Annotated in this window: 14 protein-coding genes; 13 read left to right on the top strand and 1 reads right to left on the bottom strand. The window is 66.6% G+C overall.

Features of this window, described 5'->3' with window-relative positions; translation table 11 throughout:
• The first annotated feature begins 63 nt into the window (after positions 1 to 63).
• From E5162_RS09075 to E5162_RS09025, 11 genes are all read left to right on the top strand, one after another.
• Complete coding sequence (locus E5162_RS09075; protein ID WP_135944917.1) at positions 64 to 4,950, top strand: alpha-2-macroglobulin family protein; 4,887 nt, start codon at positions 64 to 66, stop codon at positions 4,948 to 4,950.
• Positions 4,947 to 7,043 (top strand): penicillin-binding protein 1C, encoded by a 2,097-nt coding sequence (gene pbpC, locus E5162_RS09070; RefSeq protein WP_206751082.1) that lies wholly within the window; start codon positions 4,947 to 4,949, stop codon positions 7,041 to 7,043. The genes E5162_RS09075 and pbpC overlap by 4 nt, the downstream gene beginning before the upstream one ends.
• 123 nt (positions 7,044 to 7,166) lie before the next feature.
• Positions 7,167 to 8,612: a circularly permuted type 2 ATP-grasp protein gene (locus tag E5162_RS09065; RefSeq protein WP_135944916.1), complete on the top strand. Its 1,446-nt coding sequence runs from the start codon at positions 7,167 to 7,169 to the stop codon at positions 8,610 to 8,612.
• Positions 8,566 to 9,546 (top strand): alpha-E domain-containing protein, encoded by a 981-nt coding sequence (locus E5162_RS09060; protein WP_135944915.1) that lies wholly within the window; start codon positions 8,566 to 8,568, stop codon positions 9,544 to 9,546. Before E5162_RS09065 ends, E5162_RS09060 begins: the two co-directional genes overlap by 47 nt.
• An 81-nt stretch (positions 9,547 to 9,627) precedes the next feature.
• A complete protein-coding gene (locus tag E5162_RS09055) occupies positions 9,628 to 10,560 on the top strand; it encodes a transglutaminase family protein (RefSeq protein ID WP_206751081.1) in 933 nt (310 codons plus the stop codon).
• A gap of 93 nt (positions 10,561 to 10,653) precedes the next feature.
• Positions 10,654 to 12,696: a S9 family peptidase gene (locus E5162_RS09050; protein WP_135944914.1), complete on the top strand. Its 2,043-nt coding sequence runs from the start codon at positions 10,654 to 10,656 to the stop codon at positions 12,694 to 12,696.
• 165 nt (positions 12,697 to 12,861) lie between these two features.
• Positions 12,862 to 14,907 carry a S9 family peptidase gene (locus E5162_RS09045; RefSeq protein WP_135944913.1) on the top strand — a complete coding sequence of 682 codons (2,046 nt, stop codon included), beginning with the start codon at positions 12,862 to 12,864 and terminating at the stop codon, positions 14,905 to 14,907.
• Positions 14,908 to 15,039: 132 nt separating this feature from the next.
• Complete coding sequence (locus E5162_RS09040; RefSeq protein ID WP_135944912.1) at positions 15,040 to 15,816, top strand: glucose 1-dehydrogenase; 777 nt, start codon at positions 15,040 to 15,042, stop codon at positions 15,814 to 15,816.
• A 13-nt stretch (positions 15,817 to 15,829) separates the two neighbouring features.
• Positions 15,830 to 17,053 carry a kynureninase/PvdN C-terminal domain-containing protein gene (locus E5162_RS09035; RefSeq protein ID WP_135944911.1) on the top strand — a complete coding sequence of 408 codons (1,224 nt, stop codon included), beginning with the start codon at positions 15,830 to 15,832 and terminating at the stop codon, positions 17,051 to 17,053.
• A gap of 63 nt (positions 17,054 to 17,116) precedes the next feature.
• Positions 17,117 to 18,178 (top strand): SMP-30/gluconolactonase/LRE family protein, encoded by a 1,062-nt coding sequence (locus tag E5162_RS09030; protein ID WP_135944910.1) that lies wholly within the window; start codon positions 17,117 to 17,119, stop codon positions 18,176 to 18,178.
• Between the two features lie 267 nt (positions 18,179 to 18,445).
• The gene (locus E5162_RS09025; protein ID WP_135944909.1) at positions 18,446 to 19,927 is read left to right on the top strand and encodes a methyl-accepting chemotaxis protein; all 1,482 of its coding nucleotides are present in this window, start codon (positions 18,446 to 18,448) and stop codon (positions 19,925 to 19,927) included.
• A 43-nt stretch (positions 19,928 to 19,970) separates the two neighbouring features.
• On the opposite strand, the gene E5162_RS09020 is transcribed toward E5162_RS09025, so the two are convergent.
• The gene (locus tag E5162_RS09020; RefSeq protein ID WP_135944908.1) at positions 19,971 to 20,390 is read right to left on the bottom strand and encodes a MerR family transcriptional regulator; all 420 of its coding nucleotides are present in this window, start codon (positions 20,388 to 20,390) and stop codon (positions 19,971 to 19,973) included.
• 138 nt (positions 20,391 to 20,528) lie between these two features.
• Between E5162_RS09020 and E5162_RS09015 the strand changes: the two genes are divergently transcribed.
• Together E5162_RS09015 and E5162_RS09010 are read left to right on the top strand one after the other, a co-directional pair.
• Positions 20,529 to 21,413: an SDR family oxidoreductase gene (locus E5162_RS09015; protein ID WP_135944907.1), complete on the top strand. Its 885-nt coding sequence runs from the start codon at positions 20,529 to 20,531 to the stop codon at positions 21,411 to 21,413.
• Positions 21,413 to 23,023: an acyl-CoA carboxylase subunit beta gene (locus E5162_RS09010; RefSeq protein ID WP_135944906.1), complete on the top strand. Its 1,611-nt coding sequence runs from the start codon at positions 21,413 to 21,415 to the stop codon at positions 23,021 to 23,023. Before E5162_RS09015 ends, E5162_RS09010 begins: the two co-directional genes overlap by 1 nt.
• Positions 23,024 to 23,025: the final 2 nt, after the last annotated feature.

The raw sequence follows: 23,025 nt of genomic DNA, 5'->3' as shown, positions 1-23,025 counted from the left end.
GGTGTGCTGGGCGCGTCTGCATGTCAGTATGCACGCCTGAGTCACGCGACAGGGAGACGTGCCATGCTTCGCTCTATTCATCTGGCCCTGTGGGCTCTGGCTGCCGGACTGGTGCTGGCATCCTGCGGATCGGGCGACGACGCGGACACAGGAAACGGTAACGGGTCTGGCCGCCAGGCCAGCAATGGCGACCTGCTGCAGCCGCGCGACGAGGATGCGCCGCGCGCCGGGGCCGAAGAGGCAACAGAATTTGAATATCTGCGCTACTCGGCCGAGCTGAGCGGGCAGCAGCCGCGCCTCTGCCTGGCCTTCTCGGACGCGCTCGACCCCGAGGTGGACTATTCCGCCTATGTCAGCGTGGACGAGCCCGTCGCGCTCAATGTGGAGGGCTCGCGTCTGTGCATCGGCGGCTTGAGCTTTGGCCAGACGCGCACTGTAACGCTGCGCGAAGGGCTGCCGAGCGCGGACGGGCGGGAACTGTCCGCCGAAGTTTCCGAGACGCTGTCCTTTGCGAGCCGCCCGGCCTTTGTGGGCTTTTCCGGCGACGGGGTGATCCTGCCGCGCATCGAGGCGGACGGCCTGCCGATCGAGACGGTCAATGTGGACGAGGTGCGCGTGCGCCTGACCCGCGTCGACGACCGCGCGCTCGCCTTCCGTTCGATCACCTCGGGCTATTCGGCCAGTGCCGGCGAGTGGGAATGGCTGCCCGAAAACGAGGAACCGGGCGAGGCCGGGGTCACGGTCTGGGAAGGGCGCATGGACACGCCCGGCCCGGCGAACACCGCGGTCGTGACGGTGTTTCCGCTGGCCGAGACCATCGGGACGCTGGAGCCGGGTGCGTATTTCGTCGAGGTCGACGATGTCGCCGGGCTCGATGACGGCAGCTACAACGAGCCGGCCCGCGCGCGGCGCTGGCTGATCGTGACCGACCTGGCGTTCACCGCCTATCGCGGCGATCACGGGCTGGAGGCCAGCGTGCGCTCGCTGCAGACCGCCGAGCTTCAGCGCGGGGTCGAGGTGCAGCTGGTCGCGCGCTCCAACGAGGTGCTGGCGAGCGAAACCACGGGCGCGGACGGGCATGTCTCCTTCTCGCGGGCGCTGATGAATGGCGAAGAGGGCAATGCGCCGCGCCTGCTGCTGGCCTATGGCCGGTCGGGCGATTTCGCGCTTCTGGACCTGACGCGCGCGCCGGTCGACCTGTCCGACGAGCCGGTCTCGGGACGCGCGCGTCCGGGCATTTTCGACGGCTATATCTATCTCGACCGCGGCATTTACCGGCCCGGCGAGAGCGTGCATGCGTCCGCGCTCCTGCGCGACGGGCAAGGCGATGCGCTGACCGGGCGGGCCGGGACGCTGACCCTGTATGCGCCCAACGGGCTGGAGCAGGCGCGCTACCGGTTTGACGGTGCGCCCAATGCGGGCGGCCTGACCCATGAGTTCGAGATTCCCGAGGCGGCCGCGCGCGGCAGCTGGCGGCTGGAGCTGTCGCTGGACGGATCGGGCACGATCGCGACGGAAAGCTTCAACGTGGAGGATTTCGTGCCCCAGCGCGTGGCGCTGGAGCTGGAGGCGGATAGCGAGACCGCGCTGGAACCGGGCGAGACGCGCCTGATCAAGGCCGATGTGCGCTTCCTGTATGGCGCGCCGGGCGCGGGCCTGCCCATCGAGGGCCGGGCGCGTATCCAGCGCGATCCGAGTCCGTTCGAGGCATACGGCGAATACAGCTTCGGACTGCATGACGAGCAGTTCGCGGAGGAATTGTTCGAGCTGCCCGCCAGCACGGCGGACGGGTCGGGCCAGGCCTCCATCCCGCTCGATCCGGGCACGCGCGGGGCTGACTCCCGCTTCCCGCTGCGCGTGCGTGCGGTAATCAGCGTGCAGGAGCCCGGCGGGCGGGCCGTGAGCGACGACGTGATCCTGCCCTACCGTCCCCAGGACCGCTATGCGGGCCTGCGCCAGCAGGGCGAAGGCCGGGTCGAGCGCGGCGAGGCGGCCCGCTTCGACGCGATCGCGCTGGACCGGCAAGGCGATCCGGTCGCGGCCGATCTGTCCTGGCGCCTGGTGCGTGTGGACTGGGACTATGACTGGTATCGCAGCGAGGGTTCGGACTGGCGCTGGCGCCGGACGCGCCGCGTGGTGCCGCTGGAAACCGGGCAGATTTCGCTCGACGGGGAGGTGCCTGCCGCCATCGTGACGCGCGAGCTCGATTGGGGCGAGCACGAGCTGATCCTGCTGGACGGCGAAACGCCGGTGGCCAGCACACGCTTCCAGGCCGGCTGGGGCGGTACGGACTCACAGGGCGTCGAGGCGCCCGACCAGGTCCAGGTCTCCGGCCCGGCGACCGCGCCGGAAATCGGCGACCAGGTGCGCATTGCGATCAACGCGCCCTATGCGGGCCTGGCCGAAATCGCCGTCGCGACGGATTCGGTGATCGAGACGCGCAGCATCGAGGTTGGTGAGGAGGGGACGCAGATCACCCTGCCCGTGACCGAAGACTGGGGCGCGGGTGCCTATGTGATGGTGACTGTCTACACGCCGCGCGACCCGGTGAGCCAGCCGCGGCCGCGCCGCGCCGTCGGCGTCGCCTATGTGCCGGTCAATGTGGAGGAACGCCGCTTCGACCTCGAAATCGAGACGCCCGATGTGGCCGAGCCGGACCAGACGCTGGACGTCGTCATCGACGCGATCGGGGGACCGGTCAACGAAGAGGCGTGGGTGACGCTGGCCGCGGTCGACGAGGGCATCCTGCTGCTGACCGGATTCCAGTCGCCGGAGCCGGCCGACTGGTTCTTCGGCCAGACCCGCCTCGGCGTCGACCTGCTGGACGATTACGGACGCCTGCTCGACCCGAACCAGGGCGCTGCGGCGCCGGTGCGCTCGGGCGGCGACCAGATCGGCGGGGCGGGGCTGTCGGTGGTGCCGACGCAGACCGTCGCGCTGTTCTCCGGGCCGGTCCGCCTGAACCGGCAGGGGCGCGCGACCATCGCGCTGGACCTGCCCGACTTCAATGGCGAGCTGCGCCTGATGGCAGTGGCCTGGTCGCGGACAGGGCTGGGCGCGGCTTCCGAGCCGCTGACGGTGCGCGACGACGTCACCGCCGAGCTGATCCTGCCGCGCTTCCTGGCGCCGGGTGACGAAGCGCTGGCGACCGCCACGCTGGACAATGTCGCCGGCGAGCCGGGCGATTATGCGATCACGGTCGAGGCCACGGGTCCGGTCCAGGTCGAAGACGCCTCGCAGAGCGTGTCCCTGGACGCGGGCGAGCGCAGCGACAGCGCGGTGGCGCTGAACTCCGCGCAGGAGGGCATTGCGGAAATCTCGCTGTCCGTCGAGGGCCCGGACGGGTTCCAGGCGTCCAGCGCCTATCCGATCCAGGTTCGCTCGCCCTATCTGCCGGCGAGCCGGATCGACACCGGCGTGCTGCAGCCGGGCGAGAGCTACAGCCCGGATCCTGCCCTGCTGGAGGGCTATGTGGACGGGTCGGGCGAGCTGCAGGTCAGCTTCTCGCTGACCCCGATCAATGTCTCGGCGCTGTTTCAGTCGCTCAGCCGCTATCCCTATTCGTGCAGCGAGCAGATCGTCAGCCGGGCCTTCCCGCTGCTCTATGCCGACCAGCTCGCGGGGCTGACCGGCGAGGAGTCAGCGGACGATGCGGTGGTCGACGTGCAGTCCACGATCCAGACGCTGCTGGCACGCCAGAGCGCAGACGGGGCGTTCGGCCTGTGGCGGGTCGGCGACCAGGATGCGAATGCCTGGCTCGGCGCGTATGCGACCGACTTCCTGTGGCGGGCCGAGCAGGCTGGCTATCCGGTGCCCGACGCCGCGCTGGAGCGCGCGCTCTCCGCGCTGCTTCCGGTCATGCAGGGCGAGCTGTGGCGCGCGAGTGGGTATGAGTACGACTATGTGAACCAGCCCTGGAGCCGGGACACGAGCGAGCATCTGACCCACCGCTCCTCGGCGTATGCGGCCTATGTCCTCGCCCGGGCCGGGCAGGCCGACCGTTCGCGCCTGCGCTATCTACACGACGAGCTCCTGAGCGAGATCGACAGCCCGCTGGCCCGCGCCCATATCGGCGCGGCGCTGGCCGCCATCGGCGACCGGGCGCGGGCAGCCAGCGCGTTCGAGGCCGCCATCGACCGGCTCGGCTACGTGAATGAAGGCGACTGGTATCAGACGCCGCGGCGCGATCTGGCCGGTGTGCTGGCGCTCGCCGGAGAGGCGGGCCTGAACGATGTGGTCACGCAGCTGGCCGACCGGGTCGCGCGCGACCTGCCCGAACCGGCGCGCCTGACCACGCAGGAAAAGGCCTTCCTGATCATGGCCGCCCGGGCGCTGGCCGGCGACAACGAAACCATCCCGGTAACCTATTCGGGCGAGGTGCAGACCCCGGCAAGGGTCACGTTCGACCAGGCCGGCCTCGAACAGGCGGGCCGGTTCACCAATACCGGCAACGGGCCGGTCTGGCGCACCAGCCTGGCGACGGGCGCCCCGGCCTCCGCGCCCGCCCCGGCCGAGAGCGGGCTGACCATCGCCAAGCGCTTCGCCGGCCAGAACGGCGAGGGCATCGATCTCGCCCGCGTGTCCCAGGGCGACCGCGTCGTGGTGGTGCTGACCCTGCAGTCGAAGACCAGTCAGAGCCATCCGGTGGTGATTGCCGACCTCCTGCCGGCCGGGTTTGAGATCGAGGCGATCCTCAACCCGTCCGATGCCGGAGAGACCGGGGCCTATGGCTGGATCGGCAACCTGTCGCGGACCGATGTCGCCGAGGCGCGCGACGACCGCTTCGTGGCCGCGCTCGACGTGACCGACACCGATCCGCGGCGCTTGGCCTATATCGTGCGCGCCGTGACGCCGGGCGAATTCGCCTATCCCGGCGCGGTGGCCGAAGACATGTACGATCCGGCGGTCTTTGCCCGGTCGCAGGCCGGGCGGATCACGATCCAACCGTGAGCGAAGGGCGTTCCTTCACCGCAAGGTTCGCGCTGACCCGCGCGGGCTGGCGGCTGGGCGCGGGGATTGCCATCGGGCTGGCTGTCGTCCTTCTGACCGTGGCCGCGCTGGATGCGCTGTTTCCGCCGCCGATCGAGCGGGGACGGACGGTGTCCACCGTGGTCGCCGACCGCGAGGGGCGCGCGCTGCGGGCCTTTCCGGTGGAGGACGGACGCTGGCGTCTCGCCGCCGATCTCGACCGGATCGATCCTGACTTTATCGAGGCCCTCGTCGCGGTCGAGGACGAGCGTTTCTACCGCCATCCCGGCGTCGACCCGCTTGCGGTCGGCCGGGCTGCGGCCAGCGCCATCGGCGCCGGGCGGATCGTGTCGGGCGCGTCCACGATCACGATGCAGACCGCTCGCCTGCTGGAGCCGCGCCCGCGTCACCTGGGATCTAAGCTCATCGAGATGATGCGCGCGGTTCAGCTCGAGCGTCGCCTGTCCAAGCGCGAAATCCTTGAACTCTATCTGACGCTCACGCCCTATGGCGGCAATCTGGAAGGCGTGCGCGCGGCAAGCTGGGCCTGGTTCGGACGCGAGCCCGACGCCCTGACGCCCGACCAGATCGCGTTGCTGATCGCTCTGCCGCAGGCGCCCGAAGCGCGCCGGCCCGATCTGCGCCCCGATAACGCGATCGCAGCGCGGGCCAGAATTCTGACGCGGATGACCGCTTACGGCCTGATCGAGGCGGGCCGGGCAAGCGAGGCGGCAGACGAGCCCGCGCCGGTGCGTCACGCCTTCCCCTTCGATGCCTGGCATGCCAGCGACACCGTCCGCGCACTCGACCCGGATGCGGCGGAGCTGAGGTCAACGCTCGACCGGCGCATGCAGAGCGAGCTGGAGGGGTTGGCGATGTCGGTCGCCGAGCGGGCCGGGCCGGGCGTCCAGGTCTCGCTGCTCGCCGTGGAGATTGACGGGCGGGCCGTGCGCGCCGCGGTCGGGTCGGCGGGCCGCGATCGGGCGGGCGGATGGATCGACCTGACCGACCGGGCGCGCTCGCCCGGCTCGACGCTCAAGCCGCTCATCTATGCGATGGCCTTCGATGACGGTATTGCCGCGCCGGGCACGCGTATCGAGGACTTGCCGCGCCGGTTTGCCAGCTACCGGCCGGAAAACTTCGACCGGACCTTTCGCGGCGAAGTGACGGTGGCCGAGGCGCTGCAGCATTCGCTGAACGTGCCGGCGGTGCATCTGCTGGACGTGGTGGGCGCGAACCGGTTCGGCGCGGCGCTGGAATTTGCCGGCGGTCATCCGGTGCTCCCTGACAGTCATGGCACCGATGTCGGCCTGGCGCTGGCGCTGGGCGGGCTTGGCCTGTCGGTGCGCGAACTGGCCGTGCTCTATGCGGCGCTGGGCGATGAGGGTGTGGCGCGACCGCTCTCCTGGACGCAAGACGCGGCGGAGGCGCGGCGTGGCGAGGCCGGCGCGCGCCTGGTCTCGAGCGAGAGCGCGCGTGAAGTGTTGGATATCCTTTCCGATGCCCCGGCGCCGCCCGGCCGGATGCCGGCCGGCCTGTCTCTGGATGCCCCGCGTATCGCCTTCAAGACCGGCACCTCCTACGGGTTTCGCGATGCCTGGTCGGCCGGGGTGTCGGGCGGCTATGCAATCGTGGTCTGGATCGGACGCCCGGACGGCGCGCCGCGCCCCGGCGTGACCGGGCGCGAGGCGGCCCTGCCGGTCCTGTTCGATACCTTCGATATCGTGGCCCGGCTTGACCCCGGCTTTGACCGGGCGAGGACCGGGCCGCACGACACCCCCGCCGCGCCGGTTTCGCTCGCGCGCTTCCAGCCCGGCGCGAGGCCGCCGCAAATCCTGTTCCCGCCCGATGGGGCGGAGGTCTGGATGGATGGCGAGGAGCGCGGCTTCGTCCTGTCGGCGCGCGGGGAAGGGGCCTTGTCCTGGTATGTGGAAGGCGCGCCGGTTGCCCGCGATGCCGGGGGTGCGCCGGTCTGGCTGCCCGACGGCCCGGGCTTCTACGCGGTCAGCGTTGTCGATCCGGCCGGGCGCGAGACGCGTGCGCGCGTGCGCGTCCGCACACCGGGCCAAGGCTAGCCAGCGGTCCTGAGTGACCTCTCCGGGCAGGGAACTTACGGCGCTTGCAGGCCGTTTTATTCTTTCAGTCACATTTTCTTCACGGCTGTGCTAACGTTGCAGTGCAGCAATCAGGATGGGCGAATGCCATCACACCAGTCGCTTTTTGACGACTACGGCGTAGAGAACGGATTTTGCGAGGTCACCGGGCGTAATGACGACCCGGACGTATCGCGCCTCTTTCTCAAGCGGCTTGCGGGCCGCAATCTTCGAACCCTGGCCCGGCGCCAGAAGGGCGCGGAGGCAGAGCTCTACAATCTGGGCATTACCTTCACCGTGTATTCCGGCGATAAGACGATCGACCGGATTCTGCCCTTCGATATCGTGCCGCGTCCGATCACCGCGGCCGACTTCGCCGAGCTTGAGGCCGGCGTGATTCAGCGCATCAAGGCGCTGAATCTGTTCCTGCACGATATCTATCACGATCAGAATATCCTGAAGGATGGCGTCGTACCGGCCGATCTGGTCACGGGCAACAAGTATTTCCTGAAGGAAATGATGGGCGTGGACCTGCCCCAGGGCACTTACACCCATATCTGCGGCACCGACCTGATCCGCGATACCGACGGCAAATTCCTGGTGCTCGAAGATAATTGCCGCTCACCGTCCGGCGTCTCCTACGTGGTGGAGAACCGCCATCTGATGATGCGGCTCTTCCCCGACCTGATGGAGGGGGCGAAGGTGCGTCCGGTCTCCGACTACGGCCAGCGTCTGCGCGAAAAGCTGTCGGAAACCGCACCGGACGGTGTGGGCGATCCGCGCATCGTCCTGATGACGCCGGGCATCTACAACTCGGCCTATTTCGAGCACGTCTTCCTGGCCCGCGAGATGGGCGTGCCGCTGGTCGAAGGCCGCGATATGTTCGTGGACGAAAACGACCAAGTCTACATGCGCACGGTGGCCGGCCCGGAGCCGGTCCACGTCATCTATCGCCGCATCGACGATGCTTTCCTCGATCCCGAAGTCTTCCGCGAGGATTCCCAGCTGGGCACGCCCGGCCTGATGCGCGCGCTGAAGGCGGGCAAGCTGACGATCGCCAATGCGCCGGGCACCGGCGTGGCCGACGACAAGGCGATCTATGCCTACCTGCCCCGGATCGTTCGCTACTATCTCGACGAAGATCTCAAGCTGGGCAATGTCCATACCTATATCTGCCGCGAGAAGGACGATCTGGCCTATGTGCTCGATCATCTCGACGAGCTGGTGGTCAAGCCGGTGGGCGAGTCGGGCGGCTACGGCATCGTTGTGGGCCCGAAGGCGAGCCGCAAGGAGCTGGATGAGGTCGCCGAGGCGATCAAGGACGATCCCTCCAACTATATCGCCCAGCCCATGATCAATCTGTCGGTCTGTCCCACGCTGACCAGCGAGGGCCTGTCGCCGCGCCATGTCGACCTCCGCCCCTTTGCGCTTACCGGAAAGGACACCTGGGTCATGCCCGGCGGTCTGACGCGGGTGGCACTGCGCCGCGGATCGATCATCGTCAATTCCAGCCAAGGGGGAGGGTCAAAAGATACCTGGGTCCTCGGTTAATCTCCTCTCGCGCTTCGCGGAATATTCGTTCTGGCTCGGACGCTATGTCGAGCGCGCGGAGAATCTTGCGCGTCTCCTCGCGGTCACCGAAACGCTGTCGGCCGACAGTGAGGACCGCGACAGCTGGGTTTCGCTGATACAGACCTTCCAGGACGAGGAGGCCTATCGCGAGACCGGCAAGTCTGAAACCGGCCTGTTGATCGCGCGCTGGTATCTGATCGACCGGGATAATCCCAACTCGGTGATTTCGGTCCTGACCATGGCGCGCGAGAATGCCCGCGCCTTGCGCCATCTCATACCAACCGAGATGTGGCGTCATATCAACATGCTGCACGCCGACGTGGCCAATCTGACCGCCCGCAAGGTGACGCTGGTGCGGCTGAACGAAATCTGCGAGCAGGTCCGGCTCGGCTGTCAGGCCCATTTCGGCGTGGTGGATTCCACCTGGTATCGCGACGAGGCCTGGCTGTTCCACAAGCTGGGCTGCGAGATCGAGCGCGCCGACGAGACGACGCGCCTGATGGATATTTCCAACTACAAGCTGATGGCATCCGACAATGCTCTTCTGCCCACCAAGAGCTGGTGGAACTGGCTGCTGCGCCAGGCCTCGGCCTACCAGGCCTTCCGGCGCAAGCACCAGATCAATGCCGAACCGGCCGACGCGGCGGCCTTCCTGCTGTTCGATTCCGACTTCCCGCGCTCGGTGCGCCTGTCGGTGCTGCAGGCCTTCTCGCGCCTGGACGAGCTGGAAACCGATTATCAATCCGCGCCGGGCCAGAAGCTTCTGGTAGCGCGCACCGCACTGTCCTCACGGTTGAAGAACCGTCCCGAGCCGCTGGCGGGAGAGACATTGCATGCCTATCTAGATGAGGTGCAGAAGGACCTGATCGCGTTTGCGGACGCGATCGCCGACCGTTATTTTGACGGAGGCTGAACACAGCACCTTCCCGCTCGTTAGGAGACCAGAATCGCCACACAATCCTTGCCAACGTCCCTCCCATCAGGCGAGTTTGATGTGACCGAGGCTTCCCGCGTGCGGACCGACCTGTTCCAGGTTCGCCATACAACCCGTTATCACTACAGCCGTCCGGTCGCGTTCGGTCAGCACCGCGGCATGTTCCGCCCGATCGATTCCCCGGATCTGCGCCTGTTGTCGATCCGCTTCGACACGAAGCCGGAATCGGCGGTGCACTGGGTCCACGACGTGTTCTCCAACGCGGTGACCGTGTTCGATTTCATGGGCGAGAGCGAGACGCTGGAGGTCGACTGCACCTTCCAGGTCATCCGCTCGGCGGTCGACGAGCCGCAATTTCCCATCGACGAGCATGCCCGTCTCTACCCGTTCGAATACAATCCCGACCAGCAGGTCGATCTGGCCCCGTCCATCATGTCCCACTACCCGGACCCGGACGGGACGGTGCAGTCCTTTGCGCGGCGTTTCACCGCGCAGGGCGGCGGCGAGACCTGGAAGATCCTGGAAAACCTGAACACCGCAATCCACTCCGAATTCGACTACCAGCGCCGCGAGGAGCATGGCGTGCAGCCGCCGGCCGTGACGCTGGCCCAGCGCGCCGGATCGTGCCGTGACTATGCGGTGCTGATGTGCGAGCTGGCCCGCCGGCTCGGCTTCGCAGCCCGCTTCGTGACCGGCTATCTCTACGATCCCTCGCTGGACAGCGATCCGGCGGCCAAGGACAAGGCCATTCTCGGCGCCGGGGCCACTCATGCCTGGGTGCAGATCTTCGTCCCCGGCGCGGGCTGGATCGAGTTCGATCCGACCAATGGCGGCGTGGCTTCCGGCGCGCTGATCAAGACCGGCGTCGCGCGTACCGCCAGCCAGGCCGTGCCGCTGGCCGGCAGCTTTGGCGGCAGCGCCACCGATGTGGCGGGCATGGACGTGAAGGTGGAAGTCACCCGCCTCGTCCCGACGCTGACCAGCGGACGCTAGACGTCGCGCCTTAGCCTGGCCGGTCCCGGCTGGCCGCGGCGTGCGTGCGGGTGTAGCCTGCCGGAAAAACCAGACATCTCACGAGGAAACCCCATGACACAGACATTCCGGAAACTCGGCGTGGCCGGCCTTGGCGCCGCGCTCGCCGCCGGCACGCTGGGCGCGGCAGAGGCCCAGCGTCCCATGCAGCTGGAAGATTTGTTCGACCTGTCCAGCGTCGGCTCGATCGCGGTCCAGCCGGGCGGCGATCAGGTCGCCTATGTGCGCTACGAGGTCCGTGACGTGGTTGAAGGCGAGGCGGACGGCACCCCGGTCAGCTCGCTTCATGTCGCGTCCGGCCCGAACACGTCGCGCCTCTTCATCGAGGACCGTTCGATCGGTGGTCTGGACTGGCGCGATGGCGAGCGGCTGACCTTCACCTCAAGCCTGGAGGACGGGCCGACCGCGCTGTTCGAAATTCCCGCCAATGGGGGTGAGGCGCGCGAACTCTTCGCGCACGACACCGCGATCCGCGCCTATGCGTTCGCGCCGGACGGCGACACGCTGTTCTTCATCGCGCCCGACGAGGGCGGCGAGCATGAGGAGACGCTGCACGATCGCGGCTTCCGCGCGAATATCTACGAAGAGGACATGACGTATAGCCGCGTCTGGCGGGTCGATCTGTCCGAGGACGAGGCCGAGGCGGTGGTCTTCGAGCTTGAAGGCCATGCCAGCGATCTCGTGGTCAGCCCGGACGGCGAGCATCTCGCCGTAGCCCTGTCGGCCACTCCGCTGGTCGACGATCTCTACATGGAGACGCGCTGGAGCATCATGGATGCGGTGAGCGGCGAGGTCGGCGCGACCTTCGAGACACCCGGCAAGCTGGGCCAGGGCGCGTTCTCGCCGGAGGGGGATTATTTCGCCTTCATGGCCGGCGTCGACCGGGCCGATTCGGTCGCCCAGACGGTGCACGTCGGCAATGTCTCCAGCGGCACGTTCGAGATTCTGGCCCGCGATGCGGAGCAGCATGGCGTGGACCTGGCCTGGCAGAACGACAACAGCCTCGCCGTGCTGGTCCATACCGGTCTTCAGAGCGCGCTGGTCGAATACCGCCGCGATGGAAACGAGACGCGCCGCACGGTGTTCTCCGACTTCGTTGCCCGCACGATGGACCGCGACCCGCAGTCGGGACGCCTGGCGCTGGTCGCCGATGCCCCGACCCATCCCGGCGAGCTGTTCGTCTCGCGCCGGCGCGATTTCGAACGCTGGACGACGTCCAATGACTGGCTCGGCGAGATCGCGTTCGGCGATCAGCGCGGCTATTCGTTCGAGACGCGCGACGGCGTGCGGGTCGAGGGCGTGCTCGTGACGCCCCGCGGCGAGGCGCCGGACGGGGGCTGGCCGCTCATCATGACGGTGCATGGCGGACCTGAAGCCCACGATTCCAATGGCTGGATGACCGGCTATTCGCGCCCCGGCCATATCGGCGCGGGCAAGGGCTTTGCCGTCTTCTATCCCAATTACCGCGGTTCCACCGGACGGGGCGAAGCCTTCATCGAGCTCGATCACCAGGACGGGCCGGGCGAGGAGTTCAACGATCTGGTCGATGCGATCGGCGCGCTGTCCGAAGACGGGATCGTGAATGCGGACAAGGCCGGTATCACGGGCGGCTCCTATGGCGGGTTTGCCTCGGCCTGGGGCGCGACCATTGCCTCGGAGCATTTCGCGGCCTCGGTGCCCTTCGTGGCCCTGACCGATCTCATCAGCTTCTTCGGCACCACCGAAATTCCGGTCGAGATGGTCGATGTGCACTTCATGGAATATCCGTGGCAGGCATGGGAGAGCTATCTCGACCATTCCCCGATCCGCCATGCGCAGGGCTCGACCACCCCGACGCTGATCCTGCACGGGGAAGCCGATACCCGGGTCGATCCCTCCCAGTCCTACGCGCTCTACCGCTATCTGAAGATGACCGGCGAGGCGCCGGTGCGTCTGGTGACCTATCCCGGCGAGGGGCACGGCAACCGCAATGCGGCCGCCCAGTACGATTACGGCCTGCGCATGATGCGCTGGTTCGAGCATTATCTGCAGGGCGAGGGCGGCGAGCCGCCGGCCCATGAGCTGCCCTATGGCGAGCTGCTCGGCCTGGACGACTAGAGAGCGGCCTCACCGAGACTGCAAACTGCAAGAGGGCCGGGCGGCAACGCCCGGCCCTTTTCGCTTCCAGGCGTGCTGCCGCGCCCGGGGTTGCCGGCAAGGGTGGCCCGGGTCCTTTGTCACGGTATAACCTGATCCCGATACCCGAAACCGGAGGAGCTCACGATGAAAACCTCACGCATTATCGCCGGCGCGGCTGCGGGCCTGGCGCTGGCCGGAGGCGCGGCGGCGCAAGCGCCGCTGGAGATTGCGGACCTGTTCGAGATTTCACAGGCCGGCTCGGCCGTTCTGTCCCCCGATGGAGGCCACATCGCCTACACGCTGAGCGATCCGCGCAACGTGGTCGAGGGCGAGGAGAACGGGCCGCCGGACGTTCATCTCTGGATCGGCGAGGCCGGCGGCGGTACGCGTTCCTACGTTTCGGGCCACATCTCGGTGTCCGATATTGCCTGGCGCCCCGGTGCCGGCACGGTGACCTTCACCGCCAAGCGCGGCGATGACGAGCACAGCGCGCTGTACGAGATCGACCCGACCGGGGGCGAGGCAGTCCGCCTGTTCGCCCACGACACCGCCATTTCCGGCTATGTCTGGGGCCCGCAGGGCGAGACGCTCTATTTCGTCGCCAAGGCCGAAGAGGACGAGGAGCCCTATACCGACCAGGGCTTCAATGCGCGCGTCTACGAGGAAGATGTCGAGCCGGCCCATCTGTGGACGGTCCAGCCCGAAGCCGGGACCGAGCCCGAAGCCGAGCAGGTCGAGCTGGAGGGCCATGTCAGCGCGCTGTCCATGTCCCATTCCGGCGACCTCATCGCCGTCGCCATCGCGCCAACTCCGCTGATCGACGATCACTACATGAACCGGCGCTGGCATGTGGTCGACACGCAAAGCGGAGAGATCCGGTCCACGCTGGAGACCGAAGGCAAGACGGGCGGGGTGAGCTTCTCGCCCGACGACCGTCATCTCGCGCTGATCGCCGGGGCGGACCGGCATGATCCGACTGCGGGAACGCTGGCGATTGCCGACGTGCGCAGTGGCGAGTTTGCCCTGGTCGCGCGTGCCGCCGAACAGCACATTCAGGACATGGCGTGGATCGACAACGAGTCGGTTCTTGCCCTCGCCCATGTGGGCACGGCCAGCGCGCTGGTGACCTATACGCTCGACGGCGAGGAAACGGCCCGCAGCGTTCAGGACGACGTGGTCCTGCGTTCCCTGGACGGGCAGGCCGGCGCCAGCCGCTTTGCCGCTACCGCGGATGCGCCGACCCATCCGCGCGAAGCCTTCTTCGTGAGTGCCGACGGCGCTCTGGAGCGGGTTCAAAATCACAATGAATTCCTGTCCGCGCGCACCCTGGGTGACCAGCAGGTCTTCCGCTTCGAGGCGCGCGATGGCGTCGAGATCGAAGGCGTGCTCATCACGCCGCCGGGTGACGCGCCGCGCGGCGGCTGGCCGCTCATCCTGACCGTGCATGGCGGTCCGGAAGCCCACGATTCCAATGGCTGGCTGACCAATTATTCCGATCCCGGCCATATCGGCGCGGGCGATGGCTATGCGGTCTTCTACCCCAACTATCGCGGCTCCACCGGCCGCGGCGAGGCGTTCGCCAAGGCCCACCAGAACGACTATGCCGGGACCGAGTTCAACGACCTGGTCGACGGCGTGGATGCGCTGGTCGAGGCCGGGATCGCCGATCGCGACCGGGTGGGCATCACCGGCGGCTCCTATGGCGGCTATGCGTCCATGTGGGGCGCGACGGCCCTGACCGAGCACTTCGCCGCCTCGGTCGCCTTTGTCGGGATTTCCGACCAGATCTCGAAATTCCTGACCACCGACATTCCCAACGAGGCCTATCTGGTCCATTCGCGCGAATGGCCGTGGGAGGACTGGCAGAACCTGCTGGAACGCAGCCCGATCTTCCATGCCGGGGACTCGCAGACGCCGACCCTCATCCTGCACGGCGAGGACGATACCCGTGTCTATCCCGGCCAGTCGCTGGAGCTCTATCGCAGCCTGAAGCTGCGCTCGGATGCCCCGGTGCGGCTGATCTTCTATCCCGGCGAGGGTCACGGAAACCGCAAGGCGGCGGCCCAGTTCGATTATGCCCACCGCATGATGCGCTGGTTCGATCATTATCTGCAGGGCGAAGGCGGCGGGCCGCCGGCGTCCGACCTGCCGTTCAGCGAGCTGATCGAGTCTGGCGAAGACAGCGACTAGGCGCAGGTTGAGCCACGCATGCGGCGGTTCGTCTTAAGAGATGCGGGCCGCCGCATTTGCATGCCGGGCCGGTCTCGCCACAGGCAAACCGCCGGGCTAGGGTCTCGCCCAACCAATCGGAGGAGGAAATTCATGTCGGAAAAAGATCTGTCGCTGGACGGCAAGGTCGTGCTGGTCGCCGGGGCCAGCCGGGGTATCGGCGAGGCCACGGCGAAGCGTCTGGCGCGCAACGGCGCGATGGTCGTCGTGTCCAGCCGCAAGATTGCCGATTGCGACCGCGTCGCCGAGGAGATTCGCAAGGAGGGCGGCAAGGCGCGCGCGATGACGCTGCACCTGGGATCGGCCGAGGATCGCGCCAAGGCGCTGGAATCGATCAAGTCGGAAGAGGGCCGGCTCGACGTACTGGTCAATAACGGCGCGACCTCGCCCTATTTCGGCGCTGCCGCCGATACGCCGGAAGACGCTTGGGACAAGACGTTCGACGTCAATCTGAAGGGGCCGTTCTTCCTGTCCAGCGATGCCATCAAGCTGATGAAGGAAACCGGCGGCGGATCCATCGTCAACGTGGCCTCGATCAACGGTGTGCGTCCGGGCTTCTTCCAGGGCGCCTATTCGATCTCGAAAGCCGCGATGATCTCCATGACCCATGTCCTCGCGCAGGAGCACGGCGCGGACGGTATTCGCGTCAACGCGCTCTGCCCGGGTCTGACGGAGACCAAGCTGGCCTCGGCGCTCACCTCAAATCCCGAACTTGCCGACATGATGAAGCGCAATTTCTCGCTCCAGCGTGTTGGTCAGCCTGAAGACATGGCGGCCGCCATCCACTTCCTGGCCAGCGATGCATCCGCCTACATGACCGGGCAGTCGCTCGTCATCGACGGCGGCATCCTGACTCGCGGCCCGCTCTGAGGACGATTTGATCATGAATGCCCTGCCCGATGCGGCTGAGCTTGCCCGCCTGGACGCGGCCGATCCGTTGCGCGCCGCGCGCGACCGTTTCGCCCTTCCCGACGGCATCATCTATCTCGATGGCAACTCGCTCGGCCCGCCCCCCAGACGCGCGCTGGAGCGCCTCGAAGAGGCGGCGCGCGAGGAGTGGGGGCAGGGTCTCATCAAGTCCTGGAACGATGCCGGGTGGATGGAGCTTCCGCTCGCCACCGGGCGCAAGCTGGCGCCGCTGATCGGGGTGGACGGCGACGAGGTGGTTTGCCTGGACACCGTCACCATCCTGATCTTCAAGCTGGCTTCGGCCCTGTCGCGCAAGAAGCCGGAGGCGGCGATCGCCGTCGAACGCGGCGATTTTCCCACCGACGGCTATGTGCTGGAGGGTCTCGCGGCGCTGACCGGCTGCGCCTTCAAATATGTCGAGCCCGGCACATCGCCGGCTGCGCTGGATCCCGAGATCGGCGTGCTGGTGCGCAGCGCGGTCCACTACAAGACTGCGGAGATCGCCGACATCGCACGCTGGGAGAGGGAGGCGCGCGAAACCGGGCTGGACATCATCTGGGACCTCTCCCACGCCGCCGGCCTCGTCGACCTGAAGCTGAAACAGGACGGCGCGCGCTTTGCGGTCGGGTGCGGCTACAAGTTTCTCAATGGTGGTCCGGGCGCGCCGGCCTTCGTCTATTGCCGAAGCGACGAGATTGCCGGCATCGACCACCCGGTCACCGGCTGGCTCGGTCACGATACGCCGTTCGACTTCGTGGACGGCTACCGCCCGGCCGAGGGCATTCGCCGCTTCATCACCTCCTCGCCCTCCATCCTGGCGATCACGTCGCTCAATGCTGCACTCGATGCCTATGACGCCATGGCGCTGAGCGAGGTCGAGGCCAAGGCGCGCGCGCTGGGCGACATTTTCCTCCAGGCCGGGGCGCAGCTGGGTCTCGACACAATCTCGCCCGGGATCGGCGCGCGGCGCGGAGGTCATGTCTGCCTGCGCCATGAGCACGGCTACGCCATCGCCCAGGCGCTGATCGCGCGCGGCATTATCGGCGACTTCCGCGCGCCCGACCTGATGCGCTTCGGCTTCAATCCGCTCTACCTGTCCTATCGCGAGGTTGGAGAGGCGGCGCGCCAGATGATCGAGGTCGTCGAAACGCGCGAATATGAGCGGCCCGAGTTCAACGTGCGCAAAGCCGTCACCTGATCGCGCCTTGCCAGCCTGAGCGTTCGCCCGCACTCTGCCCGGCATGAAAACGGGGAGGATGTGATGGCCTGGATTGTTCGTATTGTCGTCGTGCTGGGCGTGCTCGCGCTTCTGGTCTGGGGACTGTTGTACGGCCCCGGCTCGCTCGATGCGCAGTATTTCGATCCCCCGTCCACCGAACCCGAGCTCGACGCCCTGTTCGCCGAAGAGCAGAGCCCGGAGCTGCACGAAGCGGGCTGGTATGGCGCGGAGGATTTGGAACCCGGCCCCGACGGGCGCCTGTATTCCAGCCTGGCCGACGGGCGCATCCTGGTGCGTGAAAGTGCGCCGGAGGGTAGCTGGTCGGTGTTTGCCGATACCGGCGGGCGTCCGCTGGGCCTCGCCTTCGGCCCGGACGGCACGCTGTTCGTGGCCGATGCCTTGCGCGGGCTGCTGCGGCACACCGGCTCTGATTTTGAAGTCTGGCTTGCCGACGAAAGCGAAGGCGGGCCGCTGGTCTTCACCGACGACCTGACCGTCCTGGCCGATGGCCGCGTCATCCTGTCCGATGCCTCGCGCCGCCATGGCTATGGCGAGTACATGACCTCCTTCATCGAAGGCGAGCAGACCGGCGTGATCTATACAGTGACCGGGCCTGGCGAGTACGCGGTGCTGGCCGAGGGCTTTGGCTTCGCCAACGGAGTGGACCACGATCCGGCGACGGGCACGGTCTATGTCAACGAGACCTGGGCAGGGCGGGTCTGGACGCTCGACCCCGATACCGGGGAGCGCACCGTGCTGATCGAGGGGCTGCCGGGCTATCCGGATAATCTTCATGTCGACGAGGAGACCGGCCTGGTGTGGATCGCCCTGCCGTCGCGCCGCAGCGCCGAGCTGGAGCCGCTGCACCCGCGCCCGCGGATCAAGCGCCTTGCCTGGCGCTGCATCCAGGTCGCGGGCCTGCCCGAACTGCCGCCGCGCCCCGTCATGGGGCTGGCTGTGACGGGTGAGGGAGAGCCGGTATACGCGCTCTACGGGCCGGATGATCAGGATTTCGGGATCACTACGGTTGTGCCCTGGCAGGGACGGTTGTGGACGGCCGGCCTGGAGCGAGACGGATTTGAAGCTTATGAATTACGACAGTAATCACACTTTTTCGAAGAATAGAATTTAGTATTATCCCCTTATAGGAGAGTTTGACTGTGTTCATTGAAGGTGGATTTCGAAATTAATCAATCGTCAGACATATAGTCTCGAAAAACGGTATAAATTATTCAAGCTAATCGTCGCGAATACTGGAAAATATTAGGAGCTGATTAAGGGTGTTTCCTCAGTATCGCCCCGAACACGAGGTCAGGGGCGGTGCGCTCGACCTTCAACCCCTTCTGGTTCGACCGCTGAGGTGCATGATTTATGTTTACCCGATCCGCCTCTTCCGACCCGCGCGCCATGCTTGAGGCGCTCAACCAATCGCATGCCATCATCGAGTTTGCTCCCGATGGGACGATCCTCACGGCGAACGAGAGCTTTCTCTCGCTGATGGGATACAGGCTCGATGAAATCAAAGGCCGCCATCACTCCACCTTCGTACCGGACGACATCGTGAAATCGGCCGCGTATACCGAGTTCTGGAAGTCGTTGGCCTCGGGAACTCACCAGACGGCGCAGTTTCCTCGCCTTACCAAGTCCGGCGGTCCGGTCATCATCCAGGCGACCTACATGCCCGTGAAGAACAAGGCGGGCCGGGTTATGAAAGTGGTCAAGTTTGCCAGCGACGTGACCGAGCGCGCGCTGCGCGATCGCGACCTGAGCGGTCAGGTCGACGCCATCCGGCGTTCCCAGGCCGTGATCGAGTTCGAGATGGACGGCACGATCATCACCGCCAACGACAATTTCCTCAACGCGATGGGTTACACGCTCGAAGAGATCAAAGGGCGCAAGCACGCCATCTTCATGGACGAGGCCGAGCGCGGCTCACCGGAGTATGCCAGGTTCTGGCAGGCGTTGAACAATGGCGAGCCTCAGTCGGCCGAGTTCACGCGCATCTCCAAGACCGGCTCGAAAGTCTATATCCAGGCCAGCTACAACCCGGTTCTGGGTCCGGACGGCACGCCGTACAAAGTGGTCAAGTTTGCGGTGGACCGGACATCGGCCGTGCGCGAGCGTATGCGCCGTGAACAGATTCTCCAGGACATGGCCGAGCAGATCGCGACCGTCGCGGCGGCGGCCACCCAGTCGAGCCAGCAGGCTTCCAGCGCGGCTGCGGCGACCGGCGGCGCGACCGAGAACGTCAACGCCGTGGCGTCGGCATGCGAGGAGCTGGCCAGTTCCATTCAGGAAATCAGCCGCCAGGTCGCCGAATCCAACACGATCTCGAGCCAGGCGGTAACGCAGGCGCGCGAGACCGGCGACACGATCGACGAGCTGGAAACCGCCGCCCAGGCCATCGGCGAAGTGCTCAAGCTGATTACCGACATTGCCGAGCAGACCAATCTTCTGGCCCTCAATGCCACCATCGAGGCGGCCCGGGCCGGGGAGGCGGGGAAGGGCTTCGCGGTCGTCGCCAGTGAAGTGAAATCGCTCGCCAGCCAGACCAGCAAGGCGACCGACGAAATCGCGCAGCAGATTCAGGCGGTCCAGAACGGGACCGGCGGCGCGGCCAAGGCCATTCGCTCCATCGCCGAAGTGATCGAGAAGATCTCCGACATCTCCAGCGGCATCTCTGCCGCGGTGGAGGAGCAATCGGCGGTGACCCAGGATATCTCGATGAACATGCAGACGGCAGCCGGCGGCGTGACGTCGGTCAACGACTCCATTTCCGATATCGCTCAGACATCGGAGTCCGTTGAAGAAGCCGCAGGCCGTCTCAAGGCGCTGGCCGAGCAGGTCGCCTGAGGCTTCATCACTCGAACCTTGTGATCAGGGTGCAGGCGGTCCTTCAGCGAGGCTGACGGGCCGCCAGTCGTTCCTTTGCGCCGGAATGGATCACGCGCAGTTCAGACAGCGTGGTCTCGATCTGATCACGCTTGTCTTCCAGCTCGGCGATCTTCTCTGCCGTCTTGTCGATCACGAAATTGAGCTGGCGCTCGCGCCCTTCGCCTTCCCGGCCATAGAGGTCGAGGAAGGTCTTGATCTCTGAAATCTTCGATCCGATCGTCTTGGCACGCAGGATCAGGCCCAGCCTTGTCTTGTCCGCCTCGGTATAGACGCGCTGCGTGCCCACCCGCTGCGGATGCAGCAAACCCTTGGATTCATAAAAGCGGATCGTGCGCTGCGTCACGCCATAGGCGCGCGCCAGCTCGGCAATGCCGTAGAGCGTCGTGTCCGAAGCCGGGTGCGGGGCGTGGGTATCGTCCATATTCCGACCAATAGCGAAACTGACTTCCTTAAACAAGAGCCTCTTGACGTATACGTCAGGCAAGGAGATGGTCCCCTTGCGAGAGCGGTCCGGAAGAGAGGCCGCCCCGTGCCAGTCTGGGAGGAGACGGACGCCGCCATGAGCGAACGCGCGCGCTATGACAGCATTTTCCGCGACGATCTGTTCAAGGGGCAGACCATCGTGGTGACGGGCGGCGGGTCCGGCATTGGCCGGTGCACCGCGCACGAGCTGGCGCGCCTGGGCGCGCAGGTGATTGTGACCGGGCGCAATCGGGACAAGCTCGAGGCCGTCGCCGAGGAAATCACCGGCGATGGCGGCAAATGCGCGACCTCAGCTTTCGACATTCGCGACGAGGCGGCCGTACAGGAGGCCGTGGCGGCCCTGATCGCGGCGCACGGGCCGATCCACGGCCTGGTCAATAACGCCGGCGGGCAATTTCCCGCCGAGCTGAAGGATATCTCGCTCAAGGGCTGGCAGGCGGTTCTGGCCACCAATCTGACCGGCGGCTTCCTGGTCATGCGCGAGGTGTTCAAGGCCTCCATGCAGGAGACGGGCGGGGCCATCGTCAACATGACGGCCGACATGCATAACGGCATGCCGGGCATGGGGCATTCGGGTGCGGCGCGTGCCGGCATGAGCAATCTGACGATGACGGCGGCCTATGAATGGGCGCGCTACGGCATCCGCGTGAATGCGGTCGCGCCCGGCTGGATCGCCTCGTCGGGCATGGATACCTATGGCGGTGCGGTCAAGGCGATGATCCCCTATCTGCGCCAGCACCTGCCGGCCAAGCGACTGGGATCGGAGGCCGAAGTGTCTGCGGCCATCGTCTTCCTGCTGAGCCCGGCGGCTTCCTTCATCACCGGCATCACCCTGCCCATCGATGGCGGCGCGCCGCTTGGCAATTCGGCCTTCCCGCTGGAGGATCACGACCGGTTCGATGTCTGGAACGGGTTTCACCGGGCCGTCGAGCCGGATGTTCTGCGCGGGGAGGGCGGCTGATGCCGGTACTAAGGTCACGCCTGTCGCCGGAGGGCGCCGGCTTCAAGACCAACGCCGAAGCGATGGGCGAGAAGCTCGCTGCGGTACGCTCGGCTGAAGAGACGGTGCGGGCCAACTCGGCTGCGAAGAAAGACAAGTTCGACGCGCGCGGCCAGCTTCTGCCGCGCGAACGCGTGGCGCGACTGGTCGATCGCGATGCGCCCTTCCTGGAAATCGCGCCGCTCGCCGGGCTGAAGATGCATGACGATGATGGCGGGCGCGGCGCATCGGGCGGCGGTTCGATCATCGGCATCGGCACGGTGTGCGGCAAGCGGGTGGTGGTGTCGGCCAATGACAGCGCCATCAAGGGCGGCACCGTTGCGCCGATGGGGCTGAAGAAGGCGCTGCGCGCGCAGGAAATCGCGCTCGCCAACCGGCTGCCGATGATCCACCTGGTCGAATCCGGCGGTGCGAACCTGCTCTACCAGGCCGAGATTTTCGTCGATGGCGGGCGCAGCTTCGCCAATCAGGCGCGGCTTTCGGCGGCCGGCCTGCCCCAGATCGCCGTGGTGCACGGCTCGTCAACGGCGGGCGGGGCCTATCTGCCGGGCCTGTCGGACTATGTCGTGCTGGTGCGCAAAAAGTCGAAAATCTTTCTAGCTGGCCCCCCGCTGGTCAAGGCCGCCATCGGCGAGGATGCCGACGAGGAAGAGCTGGGCGGCGCGGACCTGCATGGCGAGGTCACCGGGCTTGGCGAATACGTCGCCGAGGATGACGGCCAGGCGCTCGCCTATGCGCGCGAGATCATGGACAAGCTGAACTGGGACGAGGTTGTGCCGGGCGCAGACGCGCCCGAGCCCGTCTATTCGCGCGAGGAATTGATGGGCGTCGTGCCGGCCGATGAGCGCACGCCCTATGACGTGAAAGATGTCATCGCGCGCATCGTGGACGGGTCGGATTTCCTCGAATTCAAGGCGCGCTACGGCGCCGAAACCGTGTGCGGACATGCGCGCATCGGCGGCCGGCTGGTCGGCCTGATCGGCAATAACGGGCCGATCCAGCCGCAGGGTTCGACCAAGGCGGGCCAGTTCATCCAGCTGTGCGACCAGTCCGATACCCCGCTCGTCTTCCTGCAGAACACGACCGGCTACATGGTCGGCAGCCGCGCCGAGCGCGACGGCGCGATCAAGCACGGGTCGAAGATGATCCAGGCGGTGGCCAATGCACGGGTGCCCAAGATCACCATCGTGCTCGGCGGCTCCTATGGCGCGGGCAATTACGGCATGTGCGGGCGCGGCTTCGACCCGCGCTTCATCTTCGCCTGGCCGACCGCACGCACGGCGGTGATGGGCGGCGCACAGGCGGCCAAGGTGATGGAGATCATCACGCGCGCCAAGAATGAGCGCGCCGGCGTGGAGACCGACGAGGACTCGCTTGCCCAGATGAGCGAGATGATCCGCACCTCGCTGGACGATCAGTCCCAGCCTCTCTTTGCCACGGCCCGGCTGTGGGATGACGGCATCATCGATCCGCGCGACACGCGCGCCGTGCTGATCGAGACGCTCTCGATCTGCGCAGACGGCGATGCGCGCGCTCTGAAACCCAACACGTTCGGCGTGGCCCGTCTCTAGCG

It is taken from the genome of Marinicauda pacifica (assembly GCF_004793635.1).
Classification (GTDB): Bacteria; Pseudomonadota; Alphaproteobacteria; order Caulobacterales; family Maricaulaceae; genus Marinicauda; species Marinicauda pacifica.
This window is presented reverse-complemented; position numbering and strand designations above follow the sequence as displayed.